Source organism: Streptomyces sp. CoH27, from assembly GCF_020181035.1.
GTDB lineage: Bacteria > Actinomycetota > Actinomycetes > Streptomycetales > Streptomycetaceae > Streptomyces > Streptomyces camelliae.
Genome location: NZ_JAIQYY010000021.1, coordinates 121,849 through 145,097 on the forward strand (window position 1 = coordinate 121,849; position 23,249 = coordinate 145,097).

Annotated in this window: 22 protein-coding genes; 4 read left to right on the plus strand and 18 right to left on the minus strand. The window is 69.2% G+C overall.

Features of this window, described 5'->3' with window-relative positions; translation table 11 throughout:
- The 14 genes from nuoN to LE548_RS32110 form a co-directional block, all read right to left on the minus strand.
- Positions 1 to 1,616, minus strand: a 1,616-nt coding sequence (gene nuoN, locus LE548_RS32045; RefSeq protein WP_225100511.1) for an NADH-quinone oxidoreductase subunit NuoN, incomplete at its 3' end; no start/stop codon positions are given.
- Positions 1,613 to 3,184 (minus strand): NADH-quinone oxidoreductase subunit M, encoded by a 1,572-nt coding sequence (locus LE548_RS32050; RefSeq protein ID WP_225100512.1) that lies wholly within the window; start codon positions 3,182 to 3,184, stop codon positions 1,613 to 1,615. The genes LE548_RS32050 and nuoN, both read right to left, overlap by 4 nt.
- A 5-nt stretch (positions 3,185 to 3,189) precedes the next feature.
- Positions 3,190 to 5,085, minus strand: a complete 1,896-nt coding sequence (gene nuoL / locus LE548_RS32055; protein WP_225100513.1) for an NADH-quinone oxidoreductase subunit L — start codon at positions 5,083 to 5,085, stop codon at positions 3,190 to 3,192.
- Between the two features lie 15 nt (positions 5,086 to 5,100).
- Positions 5,101 to 5,400, minus strand: a complete 300-nt coding sequence (nuoK, locus tag LE548_RS32060) for an NADH-quinone oxidoreductase subunit NuoK (RefSeq protein WP_071384283.1) — start codon at positions 5,398 to 5,400, stop codon at positions 5,101 to 5,103.
- Positions 5,397 to 6,239, minus strand: coding sequence for an NADH-quinone oxidoreductase subunit J (locus tag LE548_RS32065; protein WP_225100514.1), 843 nt, complete (start codon positions 6,237 to 6,239; stop codon positions 5,397 to 5,399). The genes nuoK and LE548_RS32065 overlap by 4 nt, the downstream gene beginning before the upstream one ends.
- On the minus strand, positions 6,236 to 6,844 hold the full coding sequence (gene nuoI / locus LE548_RS32070) for an NADH-quinone oxidoreductase subunit NuoI (protein WP_225100515.1): 609 nt from the start codon (positions 6,842 to 6,844) through the stop codon (positions 6,236 to 6,238). Before nuoI ends, LE548_RS32065 begins: the two co-directional genes overlap by 4 nt.
- Positions 6,837 to 8,201 (minus strand): NADH-quinone oxidoreductase subunit NuoH, encoded by a 1,365-nt coding sequence (gene nuoH, locus LE548_RS32075; protein WP_225100516.1) that lies wholly within the window; start codon positions 8,199 to 8,201, stop codon positions 6,837 to 6,839. The genes nuoI and nuoH overlap by 8 nt, the downstream gene beginning before the upstream one ends.
- Positions 8,198 to 10,702 carry an NADH-quinone oxidoreductase subunit G gene (locus tag LE548_RS32080; RefSeq protein ID WP_225100517.1) on the minus strand — a complete coding sequence of 835 codons (2,505 nt, stop codon included), beginning with the start codon at positions 10,700 to 10,702 and terminating at the stop codon, positions 8,198 to 8,200. The genes nuoH and LE548_RS32080 overlap by 4 nt, the downstream gene beginning before the upstream one ends.
- Complete coding sequence (nuoF, locus tag LE548_RS32085) at positions 10,699 to 12,048, minus strand: NADH-quinone oxidoreductase subunit NuoF (RefSeq protein ID WP_225100518.1); 1,350 nt, start codon at positions 12,046 to 12,048, stop codon at positions 10,699 to 10,701. Before nuoF ends, LE548_RS32080 begins: the two co-directional genes overlap by 4 nt.
- Positions 12,045 to 12,836 (minus strand): NADH-quinone oxidoreductase subunit NuoE, encoded by a 792-nt coding sequence (nuoE, locus tag LE548_RS32090; protein WP_225100519.1) that lies wholly within the window; start codon positions 12,834 to 12,836, stop codon positions 12,045 to 12,047. The genes nuoF and nuoE overlap by 4 nt, the downstream gene beginning before the upstream one ends.
- Positions 12,833 to 14,167, minus strand: coding sequence for an NADH-quinone oxidoreductase subunit D (locus LE548_RS32095; RefSeq protein ID WP_225100520.1), 1,335 nt, complete (start codon positions 14,165 to 14,167; stop codon positions 12,833 to 12,835). Before LE548_RS32095 ends, nuoE begins: the two co-directional genes overlap by 4 nt.
- 2 nt (positions 14,168 to 14,169) lie before the next feature.
- On the minus strand, positions 14,170 to 14,940 hold the full coding sequence (locus LE548_RS32100; RefSeq protein WP_225100521.1) for an NADH-quinone oxidoreductase subunit C: 771 nt from the start codon (positions 14,938 to 14,940) through the stop codon (positions 14,170 to 14,172).
- A complete protein-coding gene (locus LE548_RS32105; RefSeq protein WP_225100522.1) occupies positions 14,937 to 15,491 on the minus strand; it encodes an NADH-quinone oxidoreductase subunit B family protein in 555 nt (184 codons plus the stop codon). Before LE548_RS32105 ends, LE548_RS32100 begins: the two co-directional genes overlap by 4 nt.
- 15 nt (positions 15,492 to 15,506) lie before the next feature.
- Positions 15,507 to 15,866, minus strand: coding sequence for an NADH-quinone oxidoreductase subunit A (locus LE548_RS32110; protein ID WP_003992243.1), 360 nt, complete (start codon positions 15,864 to 15,866; stop codon positions 15,507 to 15,509).
- 768 nt (positions 15,867 to 16,634) lie between these two features.
- Here LE548_RS32110 and LE548_RS32115 point away from each other — a divergent pair.
- Both LE548_RS32115 and def read left to right on the plus strand, forming a co-directional pair.
- Positions 16,635 to 17,450 carry a C40 family peptidase gene (locus LE548_RS32115; RefSeq protein ID WP_225100523.1) on the plus strand — a complete coding sequence of 272 codons (816 nt, stop codon included), beginning with the start codon at positions 16,635 to 16,637 and terminating at the stop codon, positions 17,448 to 17,450.
- Between the two features lie 163 nt (positions 17,451 to 17,613).
- The gene (gene def / locus LE548_RS32120) at positions 17,614 to 18,240 is read left to right on the plus strand and encodes a peptide deformylase (protein ID WP_225100524.1); all 627 of its coding nucleotides are present in this window, start codon (positions 17,614 to 17,616) and stop codon (positions 18,238 to 18,240) included.
- Positions 18,241 to 18,247: 7 nt separating this feature from the next.
- Here the strand turns inward: def and LE548_RS32125 are convergent, their stop codons facing one another.
- The gene (locus tag LE548_RS32125; protein WP_225100525.1) at positions 18,248 to 19,540 is read right to left on the minus strand and encodes a geranylgeranyl reductase family protein; all 1,293 of its coding nucleotides are present in this window, start codon (positions 19,538 to 19,540) and stop codon (positions 18,248 to 18,250) included.
- A gap of 97 nt (positions 19,541 to 19,637) precedes the next feature.
- On the opposite strand from LE548_RS32125, the gene LE548_RS32130 reads away from it, so the two are divergent.
- The gene (locus LE548_RS32130; RefSeq protein WP_225100526.1) at positions 19,638 to 20,171 is read left to right on the plus strand and encodes a GNAT family N-acetyltransferase; all 534 of its coding nucleotides are present in this window, start codon (positions 19,638 to 19,640) and stop codon (positions 20,169 to 20,171) included.
- Between the two features lie 109 nt (positions 20,172 to 20,280).
- Positions 20,281 to 20,589 carry a PASTA domain-containing protein gene (locus LE548_RS32135; protein WP_225100527.1) on the plus strand — a complete coding sequence of 103 codons (309 nt, stop codon included), beginning with the start codon at positions 20,281 to 20,283 and terminating at the stop codon, positions 20,587 to 20,589.
- Between the two features lie 25 nt (positions 20,590 to 20,614).
- Here the strand turns inward: LE548_RS32135 and LE548_RS32140 are convergent, their stop codons facing one another.
- Genes LE548_RS32140 through mqnC form a run of 3 tightly spaced genes read right to left on the minus strand, consistent with a single transcriptional unit; the run spans position 20,615 to position 23,182 of the window.
- Complete coding sequence (locus LE548_RS32140) at positions 20,615 to 21,310, minus strand: demethylmenaquinone methyltransferase (protein ID WP_225100528.1); 696 nt, start codon at positions 21,308 to 21,310, stop codon at positions 20,615 to 20,617.
- A gap of 50 nt (positions 21,311 to 21,360) precedes the next feature.
- A complete protein-coding gene (locus tag LE548_RS32145; protein WP_225100529.1) occupies positions 21,361 to 21,960 on the minus strand; it encodes a hypothetical protein in 600 nt (199 codons plus the stop codon).
- Positions 21,961 to 21,967: 7 nt separating this feature from the next.
- Positions 21,968 to 23,182: a cyclic dehypoxanthinyl futalosine synthase gene (gene mqnC / locus LE548_RS32150; RefSeq protein WP_225100530.1), complete on the minus strand. Its 1,215-nt coding sequence runs from the start codon at positions 23,180 to 23,182 to the stop codon at positions 21,968 to 21,970.
- Positions 23,183 to 23,249 lie beyond the last annotated feature (67 nt).

Consider the following 23,249-nt stretch of genomic DNA (forward strand, 5'->3'; position numbering starts at 1 on the left):
TCAAGGAAGTACTGCGGGGCCACGCCCAGCACCAGCGTCACCGCCACGCCCACGCCGATCGCCGCCGTGGTCAGCGGGGACGGTACGGCGACCGTCGGGCCCTCCGGCTTCGGTTCGCTGAAGAACATCAGGACGATCACGCGGATATAGAAGAACGCGGCAATGGCCGAGGAGATCACACCGATGACGACCAGCGGGGCCGCGCCACCGGCCGCCGCCGCCTTGAACACGGCGAACTTCCCGGCGAAGCCGGAGGTCAGCGGGATACCGGCGAAGGCCAGCAGGAAGACGGCGAAGACCGCTGCCACCAGCGGGGAGCGGCGGCCCAGGCCCGCCCACTTCGACAGATGCGTCGCCTCACCGCCCGCGTCGCGCACCAGCGTGACCACCGCGAAGGCGCCGATCGTCACGAAGGAGTAGGCGGCCAGGTAGAAGAGGACCGACGAGACACCGTCCTTCGACGTGGCGATGACACCCGCGAGAATGAACCCGGCGTGCGCGATCGACGAGTACGCCAGCAGTCGCTTGATGTCGGTCTGCGTGATCGCGACGATCGCACCGCCCAGCATGGTGATGATCGCCACTGCCCACATCACCGGCCGCCAGTCCCAGCGCATGCCCGGCAGGACGACGTAGAGCAGGCGCAGCAGCGCGCCGAACGCGGCCACCTTCGTCGCCGCCGCCATGAAGCCGGTCACCGGGGTCGGTGCGCCCTGGTAGACGTCGGGCGTCCACATGTGGAACGGCACCGCGCCCACCTTGAACAGCAGGCCCATCACGATCATGGCCCCGCCAATCAGCAGGAGCGCGTCGTTGCCCATGGTGTTGGCGAGCGCCGGGTCGACGTTGGTGACCGTGCCGTCGACGACCTGCGCGATGCGCCCGTACGACACCGAGCCCGCGTAGCCGTACAGCAGGGCGATGCCGAACAGGGTGAATGCCGAGGCGAACGCGCCGAGCAGGAAGTACTTGACCGCGGCCTCCTGCGACATCAGCCGCTTGCGGCGGGCCAGCGCGCACAGCAGGTACAGCGGCAGGGAGAAGACCTCCAGGGCCACGAACAGCGTCAGCAGGTCGTTGGCCGAGGGGAACACCAGCATGCCCGCGATCGCGAAGAGCAGCAGCGGGAAGACCTCTGTCGTGGTGAAGCCCGCCTTCACCGCCGCTTTCTCGCTGTCGCTGCCGGGCACCGACGCGGCCTGCGCCGCGAAGGAGTCGACGCGGTTGCCGTGCGCGGCCGGGTCCAGGCGCCGCTCGGCGAAGGTGAACAGGGCGACCAGGCCGGCCAGCAGGATCGTGCCCTGCAGGAACAGGGCCGGGCCGTCGACCGCGATCGCGCCCATCGCCGCGATGTGCGCCTTGGTGGTGCCGTAGCCGTCGGCCGCGAGCGCGACCACCGCGGCGAACGCGGCGCACAGGGCCACGATAGACACGAACACCTGCGCGTAGTAGCGGGACTTGCGCGGGACGAACGCCTCGACCAGCACGCCGACCAGCGCGGCACCGACGACGATCAGCGTCGGCGACAATTGTCCGTATTCGATCTTCGGTGCCGGGATCTTCGAGATCGGGTCGGCCGCGGTTGTCCACAGGCTGTGGACGGCTGCTGTGCTCACTTGGCCGCCTCCACCGAGGGCTTGGGGTCGGACTTGTGTACGTCGGACATGGTCTGCTTGACCGCCGGGTTGACGATGTCCGTGACGGGCTTCGGGTAGACACCCAGGAAGATCAGCAGCACGATCAGCGGGGCGACCACCACCAGCTCGCGCGCGCGGAGGTCCGGCATCGCCGAGACCTCGGGCTTCACCGGGCCCGTCATCGTCCGCTGGTACAGCACGAGGGTGTAGAGCGCGGCGAGGACGATGCCGAAGGTGGCGATGATGCCGATCGCCGGGTAACGCGTGAACGTGCCGACCAGGACCAGGAACTCACTCACGAACGGCGCGAGGCCCGGCAGGGAGAGGGTGGCCAGGCCGCCGATCAGGAAGGTGCCGGCGAGCACCGGGGCGACCTTCTGCACACCGCCGTAGTCGGCGATGAGCCGCGAGCCGCGCCGGGAGATCAGGAAGCCGGCGACCAGCATCAGCGCGGCCGTGGAGATGCCGTGGTTGACCATGTAGAGCGTGGCGCCGGACTGGCCCTGGCTGGTCATCGCGAAGATACCCATGATGATGAAGCCGAAGTGCGAGATCGACGCGTACGCCACCAGGCGCTTGATGTCCCGCTGGCCGACGGCGAGCAGTGCGCCGTAGACGATGCTGATGAGCGCCAGGACGAGGATCACCGGTGTCGCCCACTTGCTGGCCTCCGGGAAGAGCTGGAGGCAGAAGCGGAGCATCGCGAAGGTGCCCACCTTGTCGACGACCGCGGTGATCAGGACGGCGACCGGGGCGGTGGCCTCCTGCATGGCGTTGGGCAGCCAGGTGTGCAGCGGCCACAGCGGCGCCTTCACCGCGAAGGCGAAGAAGAAGCCGAGGAAGAGCCAGCGTTCGGTGCTCGTCGCCATGTGCAGCGAGCCGTTGGCGCGCGCGTGCGCGATCTCCGCGAGGCTGAAGTTCCCGGCGACCACATAGAGGCCGATCACCGCGGCCAGCATGATCAGACCGCCGACCAGGTTGTAGAGCAGGAACTTCACGGCCGCGTACGACCGTTGCGTCGAGGCGGCTTCCTCGCCCTGTGCGTGGGCCCGGTCCCCAAAGCCGCCGATGAGGAAGTACATCGGGATGAGCATGGCTTCGAAGAAGATGTAGAAGAGGAAGACGTCGGTGGCCTCGAAGGAGATGATCACCATCGCCTCGACGGCCAGGATCAGCGCGAAGAAGCCCTGAGTGGGCCGCCACCGCTTGCTTCCGGTCTCCAGCGGGTCGGCGTCGTGCCAGCCCGCGAGGGCGATGAACGGGATCAGCACTGCGGTCAGCGCGATCAGCGCCACCGCGATGCCGTCCACGCCCAGCTCGTACCGCACCCCGAAGTCCTTGATCCAGGCGTGGGATTCGGTGAGCTGGTAGCGGGCGCCGCCCGGGTCGAAGCGGACCAGGACGGTGATCGCCAGGGCGAGTGTGGCGAGCGAGACGACCAGCGCCAGCCACTTGGCGGCGGTGCGTCGCGCGGCCGGTACGGCGGCCGTGGCGACGGCCCCCACGGCCGGGAGCGCCGCCGTCGCTGTCAGCAGAGGAAAGGACATCGGTATCAGACCGCCCTCATCAGCAGGGTCGCGGCGACCAGGAGTGCCGCACCGCCGAACATCGAGACCGCGTAGGAGCGGGCGAAGCCGTTCTGGAGCCGGCGCAGCCGCCCGGACAGGCCGCCGAAGCCGGCCGCCGTGCCGTTGACGACGCCGTCGACCAGGGTGTGGTCGACGTACACCAGGGAGCGCGTCAGGTGCTCGCCGCCACGGACCAGGACCACATGGTTGAAGTCGTCCTGGAGCAGGTCGCGGCGGGCCGCGCGGGTGAGCAGCGAGCCGCGCGGGGCGACGGCCGGGACGGGCCTGCGGCCGTACTGCGCCCAGGCGATGCCGACGCCGATGACCAGGCAGACCATGGTCGCCCCGGTGACCGTCCAGGCGCTCACCGGGGAGTGTCCTTCGCTGTGCCCGGTGACCGGCTCCAGCCAGTGCAGGAAGCGGTCGCCGATGCTGAAGAAGGCGCCGCCGAAGACCGAGCCGACCGCCAGCACGATCATCGGGATCGTCATGACCTTCGGGGACTCGTGCGGGTGCGGCTCGTTGCCGTTCTCGTCCGGCTGCCACCGCTTCTCGCCGAAGAACGTCATCAGCATCACGCGCGTCATGTAGAAGGCGGTGATGGCCGCGCCCAGCAGGGCCGCGCCGCCGAGGATCCAGCCCTCGGTGCCGCCCTTGGCGAAGGCCGCCTCGATGATCTTGTCCTTGGAGAAGAAGCCGGACAGGCCGGGGAAGCCGATGATGGCGAGGTAGCCGAGGCCGAAGGTGACGAAGGTGATCGGCATGTACGAGCGCAGGCCGCCGTACTTGCGCATGTCGACCTCGTCGTTCATGCCGTGCATGACGGAACCGGCGCCGAGGAACAGTCCGGCCTTGAAGAAGCCGTGCGTCACCAGGTGCATGATCGCGAAGACGTAGCCGATGGGGCCGAGGCCCGCGGCCAGCACCATGTAGCCGATCTGCGACATGGTCGAGCCGGCCAGCGCCTTCTTGATGTCGTCCTTGGCGCAACCGACGATCGCACCGAACAGGAGCGTGACCGCGCCGACGACGGTGACCGCCAGCTGCGCGTCGGGCGCCGCGTTGAAGACGGCTCCGGAGCGGACGATCAGGTACACGCCCGCGGTCACCATCGTCGCCGCGTGGATCAGGGCCGAGACCGGGGTCGGGCCCTCCATGGCGTCCCCGAGCCAGGACTGCAGCGGCACCTGGGCCGACTTGCCGCAGGCAGCGAGCAGGAGCAGCAGGCCGATCGCGGTGAGCCTGCCCTGGGAGGCCTCGGTCGCGTGGCCGAGGACCGGACCGAAGGCGAAGGTGCCGTACGTCGTGAACATCACCATGATGGCGATCGACATCCCCATGTCGCCGACACGGTTGACCAGGAAGGCCTTCTTCGCGGCCGTCGCGGCACTGGGCTTGTGCTGCCAGAAGCCGATCAGCAGGTACGAGGCGAGACCGACGCCCTCCCAGCCGACGTACAGCAGCAGGTAGTTGTCGGCGAGGACGAGCAGCAGCATCGCCGCGAGGAACAGGTTCAGATAGCCGAAGAAGCGGCGACGGCGCTCGTCGTGCTCCATGTACCCGACCGAGTACAGGTGGATCAGCGAGCCGACGCCCGTGATGAGCAGGACGAACGTCATCGACAGCTGGTCGAGGCGGAAGGTGACGTCCGCCTGGAAGCCGGCCACCGGGACCCAGCTGAACAGGTGCTTGATCAGGGTGCGGTGTTCGGCGTTCTTGCCGAGCAGGTCGGCGAAGAGGATCAGGCCGAACACGAAGGAGACGGCCGACAGGAGCGTGCCGACCCAGTGGCCGACGCGGTCCAGGCGCCGGCCGCCGGTCAGCAGGACGGCCGCTCCGAGCAGGGGCGCCGCGATGAGCAGCGCGATCAGGTTCTCCACGATTCTTCCGACCCCTTACAGCTTCATCAGGCTGGCGTCGTCGACCGAGGCCGAGTGGCGGGTACGGAACAGCGACACGATGATCGCGAGGCCCACCACGACCTCCGCGGCGGCGACGACCATCGTGAAGAAGGCGATGATCTGGCCGTCGAGGTTGCCGTGCATCCGGGAGAAGGTGACGAACGCGAGGTTGCAGGCGTTGAGCATCAGCTCGATGCACATGAAGACCACGATGGCGTTGCGCCGGATCAGAACGCCGGTCGCACCGATCGTGAACAACAGGGCCGAGAGATAGAGGTAGTTGACCGGGTTCACTTCGACGCCTCCTCGGACCGCTTGAACGTCGCCGGTTCGATCGCCGTGCGCTCCAGGCGCTCCTCCGCGCGCTGCTCCAGCGCCCGCAGGTCGCTGAGTGCCTCCGCCGAGACGTCACGGATCTGGCCGCGCTCGCGCAGCGTCTTGTTGACGGTCAGCTCGGACGGCGTGCCGTCGGGCAGCAGACCGGCGATGTCCACGGCGTTGTGCCGGGCGTAGACACCGGGGGCGGGCAGCGGCGGGACGTGCTTGCCCTCGCGGACGCGCTGTTCGGACAGCTCACGCTGGGTCTTGGCGCGCTCGGTGCGCTCCCGATGCGTGAGCACCATGGCGCCGACGGCGGCCGTGATCAGCAGGGCGCCGGTGATTTCGAAGGCGAAGACGTACTTGGTGAAGATGAGGGAGGCGAGGCCCTCCACATTGCCGTGCGCGTTCGCCTGGCCGGTGCCGTCGAACTCCTTCAGGGAGGCGTTGCCGATGCCGGCGAACAGCAGGACGCCGAAGCCGACCCCGCAGAGAAGGGCCAGCCAGCGCTGGCCCTTGATGGTCTCCCGCAGCGAGTCCGCGGCCGTCACGCCGACGAGCATCACCACGAACAGGAACAGCATCATGATCGCGCCCGTGTAGACGACGATCTGCACGATGCCCAGGAAGTAGGCGCCGTTGGCGAGGTAGAACACCGCCAGGACGATCATGGTCCCGGCGAGGCAGAGCGCGCTGTGCACGGCCTTCTTCATGAAGACGGTACCCAGGGCGCCGATCACCGCGACCGTGCCGAGCACCCAGAACTGGAAGGCCTCACCGGTGGAGGTGGTGTAGGCGGCGAGCTGCGGGCTCATGCGTCCACCTCCTGCTCCTGGTCCTCGGCGGTCTCGCCCTCGGAGACGGCGACCTGCCGTACCGTGCCGGGCGCGGCCTGGGTCACCAGGCCCCGGTAGTAGTCCTGTTCGTCCGTCCCCGGGAAGATCGCGTGGGGCGTGTCGACCATGCCCTCTTCGAGGCCGGCGAGGAGCTGTTCCTTGGTGTAGATGAGGTTGGCGCGGCTGGAGTCGGCCAGTTCGAACTCGTTGGTCATCGTCAGCGCGCGCGTGGGGCACGCCTCGATGCACAGGCCGCACAGGATGCAGCGGGCATAGTTGATCTGGTAGACGCGGCCGTAGCGCTCGCCCGGCGAGTAGCGCTCCTCGTCGGTGTTGTCGGCGCCCTCCACGTAGATGGCGTCGGCGGGGCAGGCCCAGGCGCACAGCTCGCAGCCGACGCACTTCTCCAGGCCGTCCGGATGGCGGTTGAGCTGGTGCCGTCCGTGGAACCGCGGGGCCGTGGTCTTCTTCTGCTCCGGGTACTGCTCGGTCAGCCGCTTCTTGAACATGGCCTTGAAGGTCACGCCGAAGCCGGCCACGGGGTTCTGGAAACCGGGCTTGGTCTCCTTGGGCTCCTCAGCCATCGGACGCCTCCTTTCCATCCGAAGTTCCGTCACTGACAGTGTCCGACCCACCACTGACAATCAGCTCGCGCTCACGGCGGGGGCGGCGCCTCGGCACCGGCGGCAGCTCCTGTCCGGGCAGCGGCGGGACCGGGAATCCGCCCGCCATCGGGTCGAATCCGGCTTCCTGCACGCCGGGCTCCTCGGTCGTCTTCGCCTTCTCGCGGAACATGTCGGCGACGAAGGAGAGCAGCAGCAGGGCGAGGACACCGCCACCGACGTAGAGGGCGATGTCGGCGAAGTCGTAGTGCTCGTTGCGCAGGGCCCGTACGGTCGCCACCAGCATCAGCCAGGTCACCGAGACCGGGATGAGGACCTTCCAGCCGAGCTTCATCAGCTGGTCGTAGCGCACGCGCGGGAGAGTGCCGCGCAGCCAGATGAAGAAGAACAGCAGCAGCTGGACCTTGATCACGAACCAGAGCAGCGGCCACCAGCCGTGGTTGGCGCCCTCCCAGAAGGCACTGATCGGCCAGGGAGCGCGCCAGCCGCCGAGGAAGAGGGTGGTGGATACGGCCGAGACCGTCACCATGTTGACGTACTCGGCGAGCATGAACATCGCGAACTTGATGGACGAGTACTCGGTGTTGAAGCCGCCGACCAGGTCGCCCTCGGACTCCGGCATGTCGAAGGGGGCGCGGTTGGTCTCGCCGACCATCGTGACGATGTAGAGGATGAAGGAGACCGGCAGCAGCAGGATGTACCAGCGGTCGTGCTGCTGCTGCACGATCGTGGACGTCGACATCGACCCCGAGTAGAGGAACACGGAGGCGAACGCGGCGCCCATGGCGATCTCGTAGGAGATCATCTGCGCGCAGGAGCGCAGGCCGCCGAGGAGCGGGTAGGTGGATCCGGAGCTCCAGCCCGCGAGGACGATGCCGTAGATGCCCACCGAGGCGACCGCGAGGATGTAGAGCATCGCGATCGGCAGGTCGGTGAGCTGCATCGTGGTGCGGTGGCCGAAGATCGAGATCTCGTTGCCGGCCGGGCCGAAGGGGATCACCGCGATCGCCATGAAGGCCGGGATGGCCGCGACGATCGGCGCGAGGATGTAGACCACCTTGTCCGCGCGCTTGACGATGACGTCTTCTTTGAGCATCAGTTTCACGCCGTCGGCGAGCGACTGGAGCATGCCCCAGGGGCCGTGCCGGTTGGGGCCGATGCGCAGCTGCATCCAGGCGACGACCTTGCGCTCCCAGACGATGGAGAACAGCACGGTCACCATCAGGAAGGCGAAGCAGAAGACGGCCTTGATGACGACCAGCCACCAGGGGTCGCGGCCGAACATCGAGAGGTCTTCAGCGGCAAGGTACGGGCTCATGCCTCCACCTCCTTGGGGGCCTCTTCGGCGACTGCCGCCGGGCCGATGCGGACGAGGGAGCCGGGCTGTGCCCCGGTGTCGGAGGCGACGCCGGTGCCGACGGAGTTCAGCGGGAGCCAGACCACCCGGTCGGGCATCTCGGTGATCCGGAGCGGGAGTTCGACGGTTCCGGCGGAGCCGGTGACGGCGAGGAGGTCGCCGTCCCGCACGCCCGCCTCGGCGGCCGTTGCCGCGGACACGCGCGCGTGTGCGGCGTGCCGGGTGCCGGCGAGCGCCTCGTCCCCCTCCTGGAGGACGCCTTGGTCGAGCAGCAGCCGGTGCCCGGCGAGCACGGCCTCACCGGCGGCCGGTCGCGGCAGCACACCCGCGGACTCCTGGGGCTCGGTGGCGCGCGGGCCGTCCCAGGGGCCGAGCCGGTCGATCTCCGCGCGCGTGGTGCGCAGATCCGGCAGGCCCAGATGGACGTCCATGGCGTCGGCGAGCATCTGCAGCACGCGCGCGTCGGTCGGGGCGAGGCGGCGGGTCATCTGGTCCGGCTTGAGCGCGGCGTCGAAGAACCGCACCCTGCCCTCCCAGTTGAGGAAGGTACCCGCCTTCTCGGCGACCGCGGCGACCGGCAGGACGACGTCGGCGCGCTCGGTGACCTCGCTGGGCCGCAGCTCCAGCGACACCAGGAAGCCGACGCTGTCCAGTGCCTCACGCGCGCGTGCCGGGTCGGGCAGGTCGGCGACCTCGACGCCCGCGACCACGAGGGCCGACAGTTCGCCCGTGGCGGCGGCTTCGACGATGTGGTGGGTGTCGCGGCCATAGCGCAGCGGGAGTTCGGCGAGCCCCCAGGCGGCGGCGACCTCCTCCCGCGCGCGCGGGTCGGTCGCCGGACGGCCGCCCGGTAGCAGCGACGGCAGCGCGCCCGCCTCGACGGCGCCGCGCTCTCCGGCCCGGCGCGGGATCCACACCAGCCGGGCGCCGGTGGCGGTGGCCGCCCGTACGGCGGCGGTGAGGCCGCCCGCGACCGAGGCGAGCCGCTCACCGACGACGATCACCGCGCCCTCACCGCGCAGCGCCTCCGCGGCCCTGGTGCCCGGTTCCTCCAGGCCGACACCGCTCGCGAGGGCGTCCAGCCACTCGGTCTCGGTGCCGGGCGCGGCCGGCAGCAGCGTGCCGCCCGCCTTCTCCAGCCCGCGCGTGGCGTGCGTGGCCAGCGAGAACACCTGCTGCTTGCGCCCCCGCCAGGCCTTGCGCAGCCGCAGGAAGACGCCGGGCGCCTCCTCCTCCGACTCGAAGCCGACCAGCAGGACGGCGGGCGCCTTCTCCAGCGAGGTGTACGTGACACCCGTACCGTCGAGGTCACGGCCGCGGCCGGCCACCTGGGAGGCCAGGAAGTCCGATTCCTCGCCGCTGTGCACGCGCGCGCGGAAGTCGATGTCGTTGGTGTCGAGCGCCACGCGCGCGAACTTGCTGTAGGCGTAGGCGTCCTCGACGGTCAGCCGGCCGCCGGTGAGAACGCCGGCCCGGGAGCGGGCGGCGCTCAGCCCGCGCGCGGCCGCGTCCAGCGCCTCCGGCCAGGAGGCGGGCTCCAGGACGCCGTCGGCGCCCCGGACCAGCGGGGTGTCGAGGCGGTCCTTGGCCTGCGCGTACCGGAACGCGAAGCGTCCCTTGTCGCAGATCCACTCCTCGTTGACTTCGGGGTCGTTCTCGGCGAGCCGCCGCATGACCTTGCCGCGCCGGTGGTCGGTGCGGGTGGCGCAGCCGCCGGAGCAGTGCTCGCACACGGACGGCGAGGAGATGAGGTCGAAGGGGCGCGAGCGGAACCGGTAGGCCGCCGAGGTCAGGGCGCCGACCGGGCAGATCTGGATGGTGTTGCCGGAGAAGTACGACTCGAACGGGTCACCTTCGCCGGTGCCGACCTGCTGGAGTGCGCCCCGCTCCAGCAGCTCGATCATCGGGTCGCCGGCGATCTGGTTGGAGAACCGGGTGCAGCGCGCGCACAGCACGCACCGTTCGCGGTCGAGCAGCACCTGACTGGAGATCGCCACGGGCTTTTCGTAGGTCCGCTTCTTTCCGTCGAAGCGGGACTCGGCGTTGCCGTGCGACATGGCCTGGTTCTGCAGCGGGCACTCGCCGCCCTTGTCGCAGACCGGGCAGTCCAGCGGGTGGTTGATGAGCAGCAGCTCCATCACACCGTGCTGGGCCTTCTCGGCGGCCGGCGAGGTCAGCTGGGTCTTCACCACCATGCCGTCGGTGCAGGTGATGGTGCAGGACGCTACCGGTTTGCGCTGGCCCTCGATCTCGACGATGCACTGCCGGCAGGCACCGGCGGGGGCGAGGAGGGGGTGGTCGCAGAACCGCGGGATCTCGATGCCGAGCTGCTCGGCGGCGCGGATGACCAGGGTGCCCTTGGGCACGCTGATCTCGATGCCGTCGATCGTCAGCGTGACGAGGTCCTCCGGCGGGACCGCCGCCTCTCCCCCGGCGCCGGGGGCGTTGGTGGTCACGGTCATGCGTTCACCTCCGGGCGGTCCGCCCAGGCCGTCGACTTGGCCGGGTCGAAGGGGCAGCCCCGGCCCGTGATGTGCTGCTCGTACTCCTCGCGGAAGTACTTCAGCGAGGAGAAGATCGGGGAGGCGGCGCCGTCGCCGAGGGCACAGAACGACTTGCCGTTGATGTTGTCGGCGATGTCGGCGAGCTTGTCGAGGTCGGACATGGTGCCCTTGCCGGCCTCGATGTCCCGCAGCAACTGCACCAGCCAGTACGTCCCTTCACGGCAGGGCGTGCACTTGCCGCAGGACTCGTGGGCGTAGAACTCGGTCCAGCGGGTCACCGCCCGTACCACGCACGTGGTCTCGTCGAAGCACTGCAATGCCTTGGTGCCGAGCATGGAACCGGCGGCGCCCACTCCTTCGTAATCAAGAGGGACGTCGAGGTGCTCGTCGGTGAACATCGGCGTCGAGGAGCCGCCAGGCGTCCAGAACTTGAGGCGGTGGCCGGGGCGCATGCCGCCGCTCATGTCGAGGAGCTGGCGGAGCGTGATGCCGAGCGGTGCCTCGTACTGGCCGGGGCTGGCGACATGGCCGCTGAGCGAGAAGAGCGTGAAGCCCGGGGACTTCTCGCTGCCCATCGACCTGAACCATTCTTTCCCGTTTTTCAGGATGGCGGGAACCGACGCGATCGACTCGACGTTGTTCACAACAGTCGGGCAGGCATAGAGCCCTTCGACAGCAGGGAAAGGGGGACGCAGCCGCGGTTGACCACGGCGGCCTTCGAGCGAGTCGAGCAGTGCGGTCTCCTCACCGCAGATGTACGCGCCGGCGCCCGCGTGCACGGTGAGTTCCAGGTCGAGCCCGCTGCCCAGGATGTTCTCGCCGAGGTAGCCCGCCGCGTAGGCCTCGCGCACGGCCTCGTGCAACCGCCGCAGAACAGGAACGACTTCACCACGCAGATAGATGAAGGCATGCGACGACCTGATGGCATAACACGCGATCACCATGCCCTCGATGAGGCTATGCGGGTTCGCGAAGAGGAGCGGGATGTCCTTGCAGGTCCCGGGCTCCGATTCGTCGGCGTTGACAACTAGATAGTGCGGTTTTCCATCACCCTGCGGAATGAACTGCCACTTCATTCCGGTCGGGAATCCCGCGCCGCCTCGGCCGCGCAGCCCGGAGTCCTTGACGTACGCGATCAGGTCGTCCGGTGACATGGCGAGCGCCTTGCGCAGCCCCTCGTACCCCTCGTGCCTCCGGTAGACGTCCAGGCTCCAGGACCGGTCCTCGTCCCAGAAGGCCGACAGCACGGGTGCGAGCAGCTTTTCGGGGCTGGTGTCCTTGAGTTCGGCTGCCACGGTCATCACTCCCCCTCCTCTGCGTCACGTTCCGCGGACGGCGCGTCCTGGGGTTCCTCATGCGGACCTCCGCGCGGATGGACCACGCGCGCGGGTGCGGCCTCTCCCCTTGCCAGGCGAAGGCCCACCAGCGACGCGGGTCCCGCACTGCCGCCCTCCTCGACGGCCCCGGGCCGCTCGTCGGGGAAGCCGGCCAGAATCCGCGCGGTCTCCTTGAAGGTGCACAGCCGCGCCCCGCGCGTGGGCTGTACGGGCCGTCCCGCGCGCAGATCGTCGACCAGGCGCTTGGCACTGCCGGGCGTCTGGTTGTCGAAGAACTCCCAGTTGACCATCACGACCGGCGCGAAGTCGCAGGCCGCGTTGCACTCGATGTGCTCCAGGGTGACCTTGCCGTCGTCGGTGGTCTCGCCGTTGCCGACGCCCAGGTGTTCCTGGAGGGTCTCGAAGATCTCGTCGCCGCCCATCACCGCGCACAGCGTGTTGGTGCACACGCCGACCTGGTAGTCACCGGAGGGCCGCCGCCGGTACATGGTGTAGAAGGTGGCGACGGCGGTGACCTCGGCCGTGGTCAGGTCCAGCATGTCCGCGCAGAACTGCATTCCGGTGCGCGTGACATGGCCCTCCTCCGACTGCACGAGGTGGAGCAGCGGCAGCAGGGCGGAGCGGGAGTCCGGGTAGCGCGCGATGACCTCGCGCGCGTCCGTCTCCAGCCGGGCCCGGACGTCGTCCGGGTACGCGGGCGCGGGCAGTTCGGGCATGCCCAGGCTGACGCCCCGCTCCGAAGAAGAGGTGGTCACCGGTCGACGCCTCCCATCACGGGGTCGATGGACGCGACGGCGACGATCACGTCGGCGACCTGGCCGCCTTCGCACATCGCCGCCATGGCCTGCAGGTTGGTGAAGGACGGGTCGCGGAAGTGGACCCGGTAGGGGCGGGTGCCGCCGTCGGAGACGGCGTGCACGCCGAGTTCGCCCTTGGGGGACTCGACGGCCGCGTACGCCTGTCCCGGCGGGACGCGGAAGCCCTCGGTGACGAGCTTGAAGTGGTGGATCAGGGCCTCCATGGAGGTGCCCATGATCTTCTTGATGTGGTCGAGGGAGTTGCCGAGTCCGTCCGGTCCCAGGGCGAGCTGGGCGGGCCAGGCGATCTTCTTGTCAGCGACCATGACCGGTCCGGGCTGGAGCCGGTCCAGGCACTGCTCGACGATCCCGAGCGACTGGCGCATCTCCTCCAGGCGGACCAGGAAGCGGCCGTAGGCGTCGCAGGTGTCGGCGGTCGGGATCTCGAAGTCGTACGTCTCGTAGCCGCAGTACGGCTGTGCCTTGCGCAGGTCGTGCGGCAGGCCGGCGGAGCGCAGGATCGGGCCGGTGGCGCCGAGGGCCATGCAGCCGGCCAGGTCGAGATAGCCGATGTCCTGCATGCGAGCCTTGAAGATGGGGTTCCCGGTGGCGAGCTTGTCGTACTCCGGGAGGTTCTTCTTCATCTTCTTCACGAACTCGCGGATCTGGTCCACCGCGCCGGGCGGCAGGTCCTGGGCGAGTCCGCCGGGCCGGATGTACGCGTGGTTCATGCGCAGGCCCGTGATGAGCTCGTAGAGGTCGAGAATCATTTCACGATCACGGAATCCGTAGATCATGATCGTGGTGGCGCCCAGCTCCATGCCGCCGGTGGCGATGGCGACCAGGTGGGAGGAGAGCCGGTTCAGCTCCATCAGGAGCACCCGGATGATCGTGGCGCGCTCGGTGATGTCGTCCTCGATGCCGAGGAGTTTCTCGACGGCGAGACAGTACGCGGTCTCGTTGAAGAAGGACGTCAGGTAGTCCATGCGCGTGACGAAGGTGGTGCCCTGCGTCCACGTGCGGAATTCGAGGTTCTTCTCGATGCCGGTGTGCAGATAGCCGATGCCGCAGCGGGCCTCGGTGACGGTCTCGCCCTCGATCTCCAGGATGAGGCGGAGCACTCCATGGGTGGAGGGGTGCTGAGGACCCATGTTGACGACGATGCGTTCGTCGTCCGCGCGGGTCGCGGACTGGACGATCTCGTCCCAGTCGCCACCGGTGACCGTGTATACGGTGCCCTCGGTGGTCTCGCGCGCCGATGCGGCGTCGGCCGCGGATGCTGACTGCATGCTCACGAGTACGACCTCCGCTGGTCCGGAGCCGGAATCTGGGCGCCCTTGTACTCGACGGGGATGCCGCCGAGGGGGTAGTCCTTGCGCTGCGGGTGGCCCTGCCAGTCGTCCGGCATCATGATCCGGGTCAGGGCCGGGTGACCGTCGAAGACGATGCCGAAGAAGTCGTAGGTCTCGCGCTCGTGCCAGTCGTTCGTCGGGTACACGGAGACCAGCGACGGGATGCGCGGATCGGCATCAGGGGCGCTGACTTCGAGGCGGATCAGCCGGTTGTGGGTGATCGAGCGCAGGTGGTAGACGGCGTGCAGCTCGCGGCCCTTGTCGTGCGGGTAGTGGACGCCGCTGACGCCGGTGCACAGCTCGAAGCGCAGGGCGGGGTCGTCGCGCAGGGTGCGGGCGACGCGGAGCAGGTGCTCGCGTTCGATGTGGAAGGTCAGCTCGCCGCGGTCGACGACCGTCTTCTCGATGACGTTCTCGGGGAGGAGTCCCTGTTCCTCCAGGGCGCCTTCGAGTTCGTCGGCGACCTCGTCGAACCAGCCGCCGTAGGGCCTGCTCGCCGGTCCGGGGAGGCGGACCGAGCGGACGAGTCCGCCGTAGCCGGAGGTGTCACCGCCGTTGTTGGCGCCGAACATGCCCCGCTGGACGCGGATCTCCTCGCCGCCCTGGCCGCGCTGGCCGGGGAGGTTGGAGGCGGAGAGGTCCTTCTCGGGGTTCACCCCGTTCGGGGACCCGTTCACGCCGGCCGTGCCGTTGCCATTCGCGTCGCTCACCGCAGCAGCCCCTTCATCTCGATCGTGGGCAGGGCCTTGAGCGCGGCCTCCTCCGCCTCGCGGGCGGCCTCCTCGGCGTTCACGCCGAGCTTGGAGGTCTGGATCTTCTGGTGGAGCTTGAGGATCGCGTCCATCAGCATCTCGGGGCGGGGCGGGCAGCCCGGCAGATAGATGTCGACCGGGACGATGTGGTCGACGCCCTGGACGATCGCGTAGTTGTTGAACATGCCGCCCGAGGAGGCGCAGACGCCCATGGAGATCACCCACTTGGGGTTGGGCATCTGGTCGTAGACCTGCCGGAGCACCGGCGCCATCTTCTGGCTGACCCGGCCGGCGACGATCATGAGGTCGGCCTGGCGCGGTGAGCCGCGGAAGACCTCCATGCCGAAGCGCGCCAGGTCGTAACGGCCGGCGCCGGTGGTCATCATCTCGATGGCACAGCAGGCGAGGCCGAAGGTGGCGGGGAAGACGGACGCCTTGCGCACCCAGCCCGCGGCCTGCTCGACGGTGGTCAGCAGGAATCCGCTCGGCAGCTTTTCTTCGAATCCCATGTCGTTAAAGGCCCCTCAGTCCCATTCCAGGCCGCCGCGCCGCCATACGTACGCGTACGCGACGAAGACGGTGAGCACGAAGAGCAGCATCTCCACGAGCCCGAAGATCCCCAGGGCGTCGAAGGTGACGGCCCAGGGGTAGAGGAAGACGATCTCGATGTCGAAGACGATGAAGAGCATCGCCGTCAGGTAGTACTTGATGGGGAAGCGCCCGCCGCCCGCCGGCGTGGGGGTCGGCTCGATACCGCACTCGTAGGCTTCGAGCTTGGCGCGGTTGTACCGCTTCGGACCGATCAGCGTGGCCATGACCACGGAGAAGATCGCAAAGCCTGCCCCGAGGGCTCCCAGTACGAGGATGGGCGCATACGCGTTCACCGCTCCTCGCTCCTCTCAGTCGGCGCTGACTGCTGGCGGTTGCACAGGGCCCACACCGGCCTCACCGGTCCCCCGAACCCCGCTCGTCCCGGGCGAAGATCGAGAACATGTGAAGCAGGTCACAAGCCCAGCTGCCACGCATCTTATGCCCGGCGCTCTGTGATCTGCGACACGGGGTATTCCACAAGCTTTGTGATCTCCACCACCTGACGAAGGATCATGAAGTCGGATGATGAGTGATCTTCATACGCGAAGCGTTCAGTTGATCACTAGAAGTGACATTCCGGCTCGTCGCCGCAGGCCGGAGGGGGCGTCTCCATATCAAGAGAGTTCGCCTGCATGCAAATTGGCGCTGGACGCGACTCCTTGATAGAGGACCGCGTTCACACATCAGGGGGAGCGCGGGGCGCGATGTGGACGGCGGCCGGACGTGTGCGCGCGTTCACGAGCTCCGCGTGCAGGGGTGCCGTCATTTCCTGTGCGCAGGGGACGCCGCCATTCCGGTAACCGTTCCGTGACCTCCGCCACACCGACGAGAGGCCCCCGAGAACCGGGCTTGGCCAACGACCGCAACCAGTGGTAGGTCGGGGGCAATTCGGGCGTAATGATCAAAGAGCGTGATCAAGGGCTTGATCACCGCAGTCCGCAATGTCCGTTACGGCGTCAATAAAGAGCGACACGCCCGGCATTTAAAGTCTCGATTGAGCAACTGTGGCGCAGGACACGTTTCTTGAAGATATGAAGGAGCCCCTGATACCGGTTGTTCCCATGTCCCACACCGCTCACATACGCAGCCACCGGAAGCCCCGCCGCAGCGCGTCGACCCTCGCGATGCGGGCCGGAGTTGCCGGTGGCGTCCTCAGCACCCTGGCAGTCGCCGGGGCGTCCGGCTCGGCGAACGCGGCCGAGCCGGTGACGCAGACCCTCGAACTGCCCACCCTGACGGCCGACCTGGCCGCCCAGGCGGCCCAGACCGCGGACGCCACGCAGCAGGCCGCCGCGAACTACCAGCTGCAGGCCGAGCGAGACGCGGCCGCCGCGAATGCCGCGAAGCAGGCCAAGGCGGACCTGGCCGAGGCGAAGCAGAAGGCCGCGGAGGCCAAGAAGAAGGCCGACGAGGAGGCCCGCATCCAGGCCGCCGCGCGCGCCTCGCGCAACGCGGAGCGCACGGTCCTCTCCGCGTCGTCGAGCACCGACTCGTCGTCCTCCACCGGCTCCTCCACGGCGACCGGTTCGGCCGCCGCCGTGGTCAGCTTCGTGAAGGCGCAGATCGGCAAGGCCTACGTCTCCGGTGCCACCGGCCCCTCCGCCTACGACTGCTCCGGTCTGGTGCAGACGGCCTTCAAGCAGGTGGGCGTCAGCCTGCCGCGCGTCTCCCAGGACCAGTCGACGGCCGGCACCCAGGTCTCGCTGAGCAACCTCCAGCCGGGCGACATCCTGTACTGGGGCAGCGCGGGCAGCGCGTACCACGTCGCGGTGTACGTGGGCGACGGCATGTTCGTCGGCGCGCAGAACCCCTCCAGCGGCGTCGGGGAGCACCCGCTGTCGTACGACCCGCCGACCGGCGCCGTGCGGGTGCTCTGAGGGCATCCCGCACCTTTCGACGCGCGTAGGGCCGCAGCCGCTCAGGGGCAGCGGCCCTTGCGCCGTTCCCCCGGGCCCTCCCGTGCGTCAGGCCGGCCGTACCTGACATGCTCGGCTCGGGCCGCCGTCCGGCGGTCCGTCCACGAGCGAAGGAGACCGCGCGATGCCACGCGTGTTCGTCCAGGGAAGCCCCGCCGACTACTACCCCCGTCACGCCCCCGAGGCCGGGCGTGGCGCGGTACGGCGGATCACCGAGGTCGGCGAGGAGGTCCTGCACAAGCCGTGCCGGGATGTCACGGAGTTCGGACCCGACCTCGCCGCGCTCATCGACGACATGTTCCTCACCATGTACGTCGCCGAGGGTGCGGGACTGGCGGCGAATCAGGTCGGGGTCGATCTGCGCCTTTTCGTGTACGACTGCCCCGATGACGACGGAGTCCGGCATGTCGGACACATGGTCAATCCGGTGCTGGAGACGCTGTCGAGCGGGCGGCGGCTGCTCGACGAGGGCGAGGGCTGTCTGTCGGTGCCGGGTGCCGTGATGGCCGTACCGCGGCCGGAGCGGGCCGTCGTGCGCGGGCAGGACAAGGACGGCAACCCGCTCGTCATCGAGGGCACGGGGTACTTCGCCCGCTGCCTGGCGCACGAGACCGACCACACCTACGGGCACGTCTATCTGGACCGGCTGTCCAAGCGGGAGAAGAAGGACGCGCTCAGGCAGATGGCGGACCGGCGGGACGAGGTGTTCGCCCGCCGGGCCACTCGGGCCGGGGAGCTGAGCCGGGGCTAGCAGGGGCTCACGCCTTCGGGGCCACCTTGCTCAGGCCGTTGATGATGCGGTCCATCGCGTCGCCGCCCGTGGGGTCGGTGAGGTTCGCCAGGAGCTTGAGGGTGAACTTCATCAGCATCGGGTGGGTGAGGCCGCGCTGGGCGGCGATCTGCATGACCTTCGGGTTGCCGATGAGCTTCACGAAGGCGCGGCCGAGGGTGTAATAGCCGCCGTAGGTGTCCTTGAGGACGCGCGGGTAGCGCTGCAGGGCGATCTCGCGCTGTGCGGGCGTGGCCCGCGCGTGGGCCTGGACGATGACGTCGGCGGCGATCTGGCCGGACTCCATGGCGTAGGCGATGCCCTCGCCGTTGAAGGGGTTCACCAGGCCGCCGGCGTCGCCGACGAGCAGCAGCCCGCGCGTGTAGTGCGGCTGGCGGTTGAAGGCCATCGGCAGGGCGGCGCCGCGGATGGGTCCGGTCATGTTCTCCGGGGTGTAGCCCCAGTCCTCCGGCATGGAGGCGCACCAGGCCTTGAGGATCTCGCGCCAGTCCAGCTCCTTGAAGGAGGCGGAGGTGTTGAGGACGCCGAGGCCGACGTTGGACGTGCCGTCGCCCATGCCGAAGATCCAGCCGTAGCCGGGCAGCAGCCGGTCCTGGGCGCCGCGGCGGTCCCACAGTTCCAGCCAGGACTCCAGGTAGTCGTCCTCGTGGCGGGGCGAGGTGAAGTAGGTGCGCACCGCGACGCCCATCGGGCGGTCCTCGCGGCGGTGCAGGCCCATCGCGAGGGACAGCCGGGTGGAGTTGCCGTCGGCGGCGACGACCAGCGGCGCGTGGAAGGTGACCTCGCGCTTCTCCTCGCCGAGCTTGGCGGTGACGCCCGTGATGCGGCCGGTGCGGTCGTCGACGACCGGGCCGCTCACATTGCAGCGCTCGTACAACCGCGCGCCCGCCTTCTGGGCGTTGCGGGCGAGCTGCTCGTCGAAGTCGTCGCGCTTGCGGACGAGTCCGTAGTTCGGGTAGGCGGCGAGATCCGGCCAGTCCAGCTGGAGGCGGGAGCCGCCGCCGATGATGCGCAGGCCCTTGTTGCGCAGCCAGCCGGCCTCCTCGGAGATGTCGATGCCCATGGCGACGAGCTGCTTGACCGCGCGCGGGGTGAGGCCGTCGCCGCACACCTTCTCGCGCGGGAACTCGGTCTTCTCCAGGAGCAGGACGTCGAGACCGGCCTTGGCGAGGTGGTACGCGGTCGTGGAGCCGGCCGGCCCCGCGCCGACGACGATCACGTCGGCGTTGTTCTCGGAGAGGGGCTCCTTCACGACGGTCACGGCGGGATCTCCCCAAGTTCGAAATCTGCGTGCCGACCGGCACTGGACATGGGCAGTCTATTCAGCAGAATTGATCACCCGGCTGAAGGGCTGCCCTGTGAACGGACCTCTCCCCGCGGTACGGTTGCGCGTCCCCACGCACGAGGACGCGGTCGCCTGGCACCGGGTCTTCGACGATCCCGAGGTCATGGAGTTCTACGGCGGCAAGGCGGCGGCCCTGTCCGTCTACGAGGAACTCACCGCGCGTCAGCGGCGGCACGACGCCGAGCACGGCTTCTGTCTGTGGACGATGCTCGACGCGGACGGCGAGGTCATCGGTTTCACCGGCGCCCAGCCCTGGCGGCCCGGCTGGGGTCCGGTCGGCGAGACAGAGATCGGCTGGCGGCTCGGCCGGAAGCACTGGGGCAAGGGGTACGTCACCGCGGCCGCGCGCGAGACCCTGGAGCGGGTGCGGACGGCCGGGATCAGGGAAGTGGTGGCGGTGGTACGGCCGGGCAACGAGCGGTCGATCGCGGTGACCCGCCGGCTTGGCATGCGCCCTGCGGAGACCTATCCGCACCCCACGCTGGACGAGCGGGCGCTCTGCTTCCGGCTCACCCTTCACCAGGAAGCCGTCCATCACGGACAGTAGTCGTCTGTTACAGAAAGACACCGGAGCCTTCCGGGTCGGGCGCACGGGAGTTACCCTTCCAGTACCGCTGGGGGTGACATCTGTGCGCATAACACCCAAAACACCCGAAGTGCGCGTGCCGCGGCTGGTCGGACTGATGGCCGTGGACGCGCGCGAAACGGCCCAGGCGCGGGGCCTGTTCCTCAACGCGCCGGACCGCCCGGACTTCCATCTCACCGTCGTCGACTACGTCGTACGCCAGTATCCGCAGCCCGGCGCCGAGGTGCCGCCGGACTCGATGGTGTACGTGTGGTTCGACTTCGGCGAGGGCGAGGGCGGCGGAGGCGTGCGCGAGCCACGCATCCCACGGCCGCCGACGGGCGGGATCCGGCGCGAACTCGGCGAGCCGGGCGACACGTTCGAGATGATCAACCGCTAGACCGCACCGCCGCACCAGCGGGGTCTCAGCTCTCCTTGAAGCCCCGGTGCAGTGCGACCACACCGCCGGTGAGGTTGCGCCACGCCACCTTCGACCAGCCCGCCTTGCGCAGCCGTTCGGCGAGGGCGGGCTGGTCGGGCCAGGCACGGATGGACTCGGCGAGATAGACGTAGGCGTGCGGGTTCGAGGACACCGCGCGGGCGGCCGGCGGCAGCGCCCGCATCAGGTACTCGGTGTAGACGGTGCGGAACGGCGCCCACGTCGGCGTCGAGAACTCGCAGATCACCACGCGGCCGCCGGGGCGGGTCACCCGGTACATCTCGCGCAGGGCCGTGTCCGTGTCCTGGACGTTGCGCAGCCCGAAGGAGATCGTCACGGCGTCGAAGGTGTCGTCCTTGAACGGCAGCTTCGTCGCGTCCCCGGCCGTGAACGGCAGCCAGGTGTGCTTCCTCTTGCCGACCTGGAGCATCCCGACCGAGAAGTCGCAGGGGACGACGTACGCGCCCGTCCGCGCGAACGGCAGCGAGGAGGTCGCCGTACCGGCCGCGAGGTCGAGGACCTTCTGCGCGGGACGCGCGTCGACCGCCTTCGCCACCTCCTTGCGCCAGCGCCGGTCCTGGCCGAGCGACAGCACGTCGTTCGTCAGGTCGTACCGTTCCGCCACGTTGTCGAACATCGAGGCGACTTCGTGCGGCTGCTTGTCCAGGGATGCGCGGGTCACCCGCCCATTGTGGCAGCAGGGGGTACAGCGTCCCGGCAGCAGCCTCGGTTTCAGCGGCGGCGGTACACCAGGCGCCCGCCGATCACGGTCGCCACGCAGGTGCCGGCGCCGCGGCGGACCAGTTCGGCGCGGTCCGCGACGTCGAACACGGCGAAGCGGGCGGGCCCGCCCGGGACGAGCCGCGGCAGCAGGATCAGCGGGGTCGGGGACAGCGCCGCCGGGCCGGGAAGGCGGTCGGGCCGCTGCCCCACCGCGAGCCCGGCCCTGCGCACGGCGTCGACCACGACCCGCGACCGCAGCTCCCCGGCCACCGCCACCGTGCCGTGCGCCAGCATCCGCTGCACCCCACGTCGCGCGCTCGCGCCGAGGCGCGCGGGATCAGCGCGGAAGATCTCCCTCGCCCGCACCCCGCCGATGGGCTCGGTGCCGAGGACGTCGGCCTCGCGCGGGTCGGGATGGTAGGTGCCCTCCAGCAGCTCCGGACCGTACGGGTTCAGCAGCCCCGGGGTGAGGATGCCGGGCCAGCGCCGCACTCTCGCCCGGGGTTCGGCGGCGGCCAGTTCCTCGTACGGGCCGACCGCGGCGACGGAGTCCCCGTCGACCAGAACAGCCGCCTCGGGAGACCGCTCGGCGAGGTGAAGTGTCAGCACGACGGGGTCAGTTGGCGGAGAGCAGCTTCAGCTCGGGGTGGGCCGTGCCGCCCTCGATGGCTGTGGAGGAGATGTGGGAGACCACGCGGTCGTCGACGGGATCGTTCGCCGGGTCGTCGTGGACGACGAGGTGCTCGTACGTCGTCGCGCGCTGCGCCGGGACGCGGCCCGCCTTGCGGATCAGGTCGATGATCTCCAGGCGGTTGGAGCGGTGCTTGGCGCCGGCCGAGGAGACCACGTTCTCCTCCAGCATGATCGAGCCGAGGTCGTCCGCGCCGTAGTGCAGCGACAGCTGGCCGACCTCCTTGCCCGTGGTCAGCCACGAGCCCTGGATGTGCTGGACGTTGTCGAGGAAGAGACGGGCGATCGCGATCATCCGCAGGTACTCGAAGATCGTGGCCTGCGTGCGGCCCTTCAGGTGGTTGTTCTCCGGCTGGTAGGTGTACGGGATGAAGGCGCGGAAGCCGCCCGTGCGGTCCTGGACGTCCCGGATCATCCGCAGGTGCTCGATGCGCTCGGCGTTCGTCTCGCCCGTGCCCATCAGCATGGTCGAGGTGGACTCCACGCCCAGCCGGTGCGCGGTCTCCATGATCTCCAGCCAGCGCTCGCCGGACTCCTTCAGCGGCGCGATGGCCTTGCGGGGGCGCTCGGGGAGCAGTTCCGCGCCGGCGCCGGCGAAGGAGTCGAGGCCCGCCGCGTGGATCCGGGTGATGGCCTCCTCGACCGACACTCCGCTGATCCGGGCCATGTGCTCCACCTCGGACGCGCCCAGCGAGTGGATCACCAGCTGCGGGAAGGCGTCCTTGATGGCCTTGAAGTGCTTCTCGTAGTACTCGACGCCGTAGTCCGGGTGGTGGCCGCCCTGGAACATGATCTGGGTGCCGCCCAGTTCGACGGTCTCCGCGCACCGGCGCAGGATGTCGTCGAGGTCGCGGGTCCAGCCCTTGTCCTTGTCCTTGGGGGCCGCGTAGAAGGCGCAGAACTTGCACGCCGTGACACACACGTTCGTGTAGTTGATGTTGCGCTCGATGATGTACGTCGCGATGTGCTCGGTCCCGGCGTACTTACGGCGGCGCACGGCGTCGGCGGCGGCGCCCAGCGCGTGCAGGGGCGCGTCGCGGTAGAGGGCGAGCGCCTCCTCGGCGGTGATCCGGCCACCGGCGGCGGCACGGTCGAGGACGGCTGTGACATCAAAAGAGGTGAGGTCGGCCTTCTCGGTCACCGGCGTGCCTTTCGCAGGGTTCGTCAAGGTTGTGGACGGACCGGACCAGCCTACGCCAGGGGTTTTT

Bases quoted from the DNA above. Each gene is read 5' to 3' on its own strand.
- LE548_RS32050 (WP_225100512.1), bottom strand. From the start codon at position 3,184: ATGTCCTTTCCTCTGCTGACAGCGACGGCGGCGCTCCCGGCCGTGGGG.
- LE548_RS32065 (WP_225100514.1), bottom strand. From the start codon at position 6,239: ATGAGCCCGCAGCTCGCCGCCTACACCACCTCCACCGGTGAGGCCTTC.
- nuoI (WP_225100515.1), bottom strand. From the start codon at position 6,844: ATGGCTGAGGAGCCCAAGGAGACCAAGCCCGGTTTCCAGAACCCCGTG.
- nuoH (WP_225100516.1), bottom strand. From the start codon at position 8,201: ATGAGCCCGTACCTTGCCGCTGAAGACCTCTCGATGTTCGGCCGCGAC.
- LE548_RS32080 (WP_225100517.1), bottom strand. From the start codon at position 10,702: ATGACCGTGACCACCAACGCCCCCGGCGCCGGGGGAGAGGCGGCGGTC.
- LE548_RS32095 (WP_225100520.1), bottom strand. From the start codon at position 14,167: ATGCAGTCAGCATCCGCGGCCGACGCCGCATCGGCGCGCGAGACCACC.
- LE548_RS32105 (WP_225100522.1), bottom strand. From the start codon at position 15,491: ATGGGATTCGAAGAAAAGCTGCCGAGCGGATTCCTGCTGACCACCGTC.
- LE548_RS32115 (WP_225100523.1), top strand. From the start codon at position 16,635: ATGTCCCACACCGCTCACATACGCAGCCACCGGAAGCCCCGCCGCAGC.
- def (WP_225100524.1), top strand. From the start codon at position 17,614: ATGCCACGCGTGTTCGTCCAGGGAAGCCCCGCCGACTACTACCCCCGT.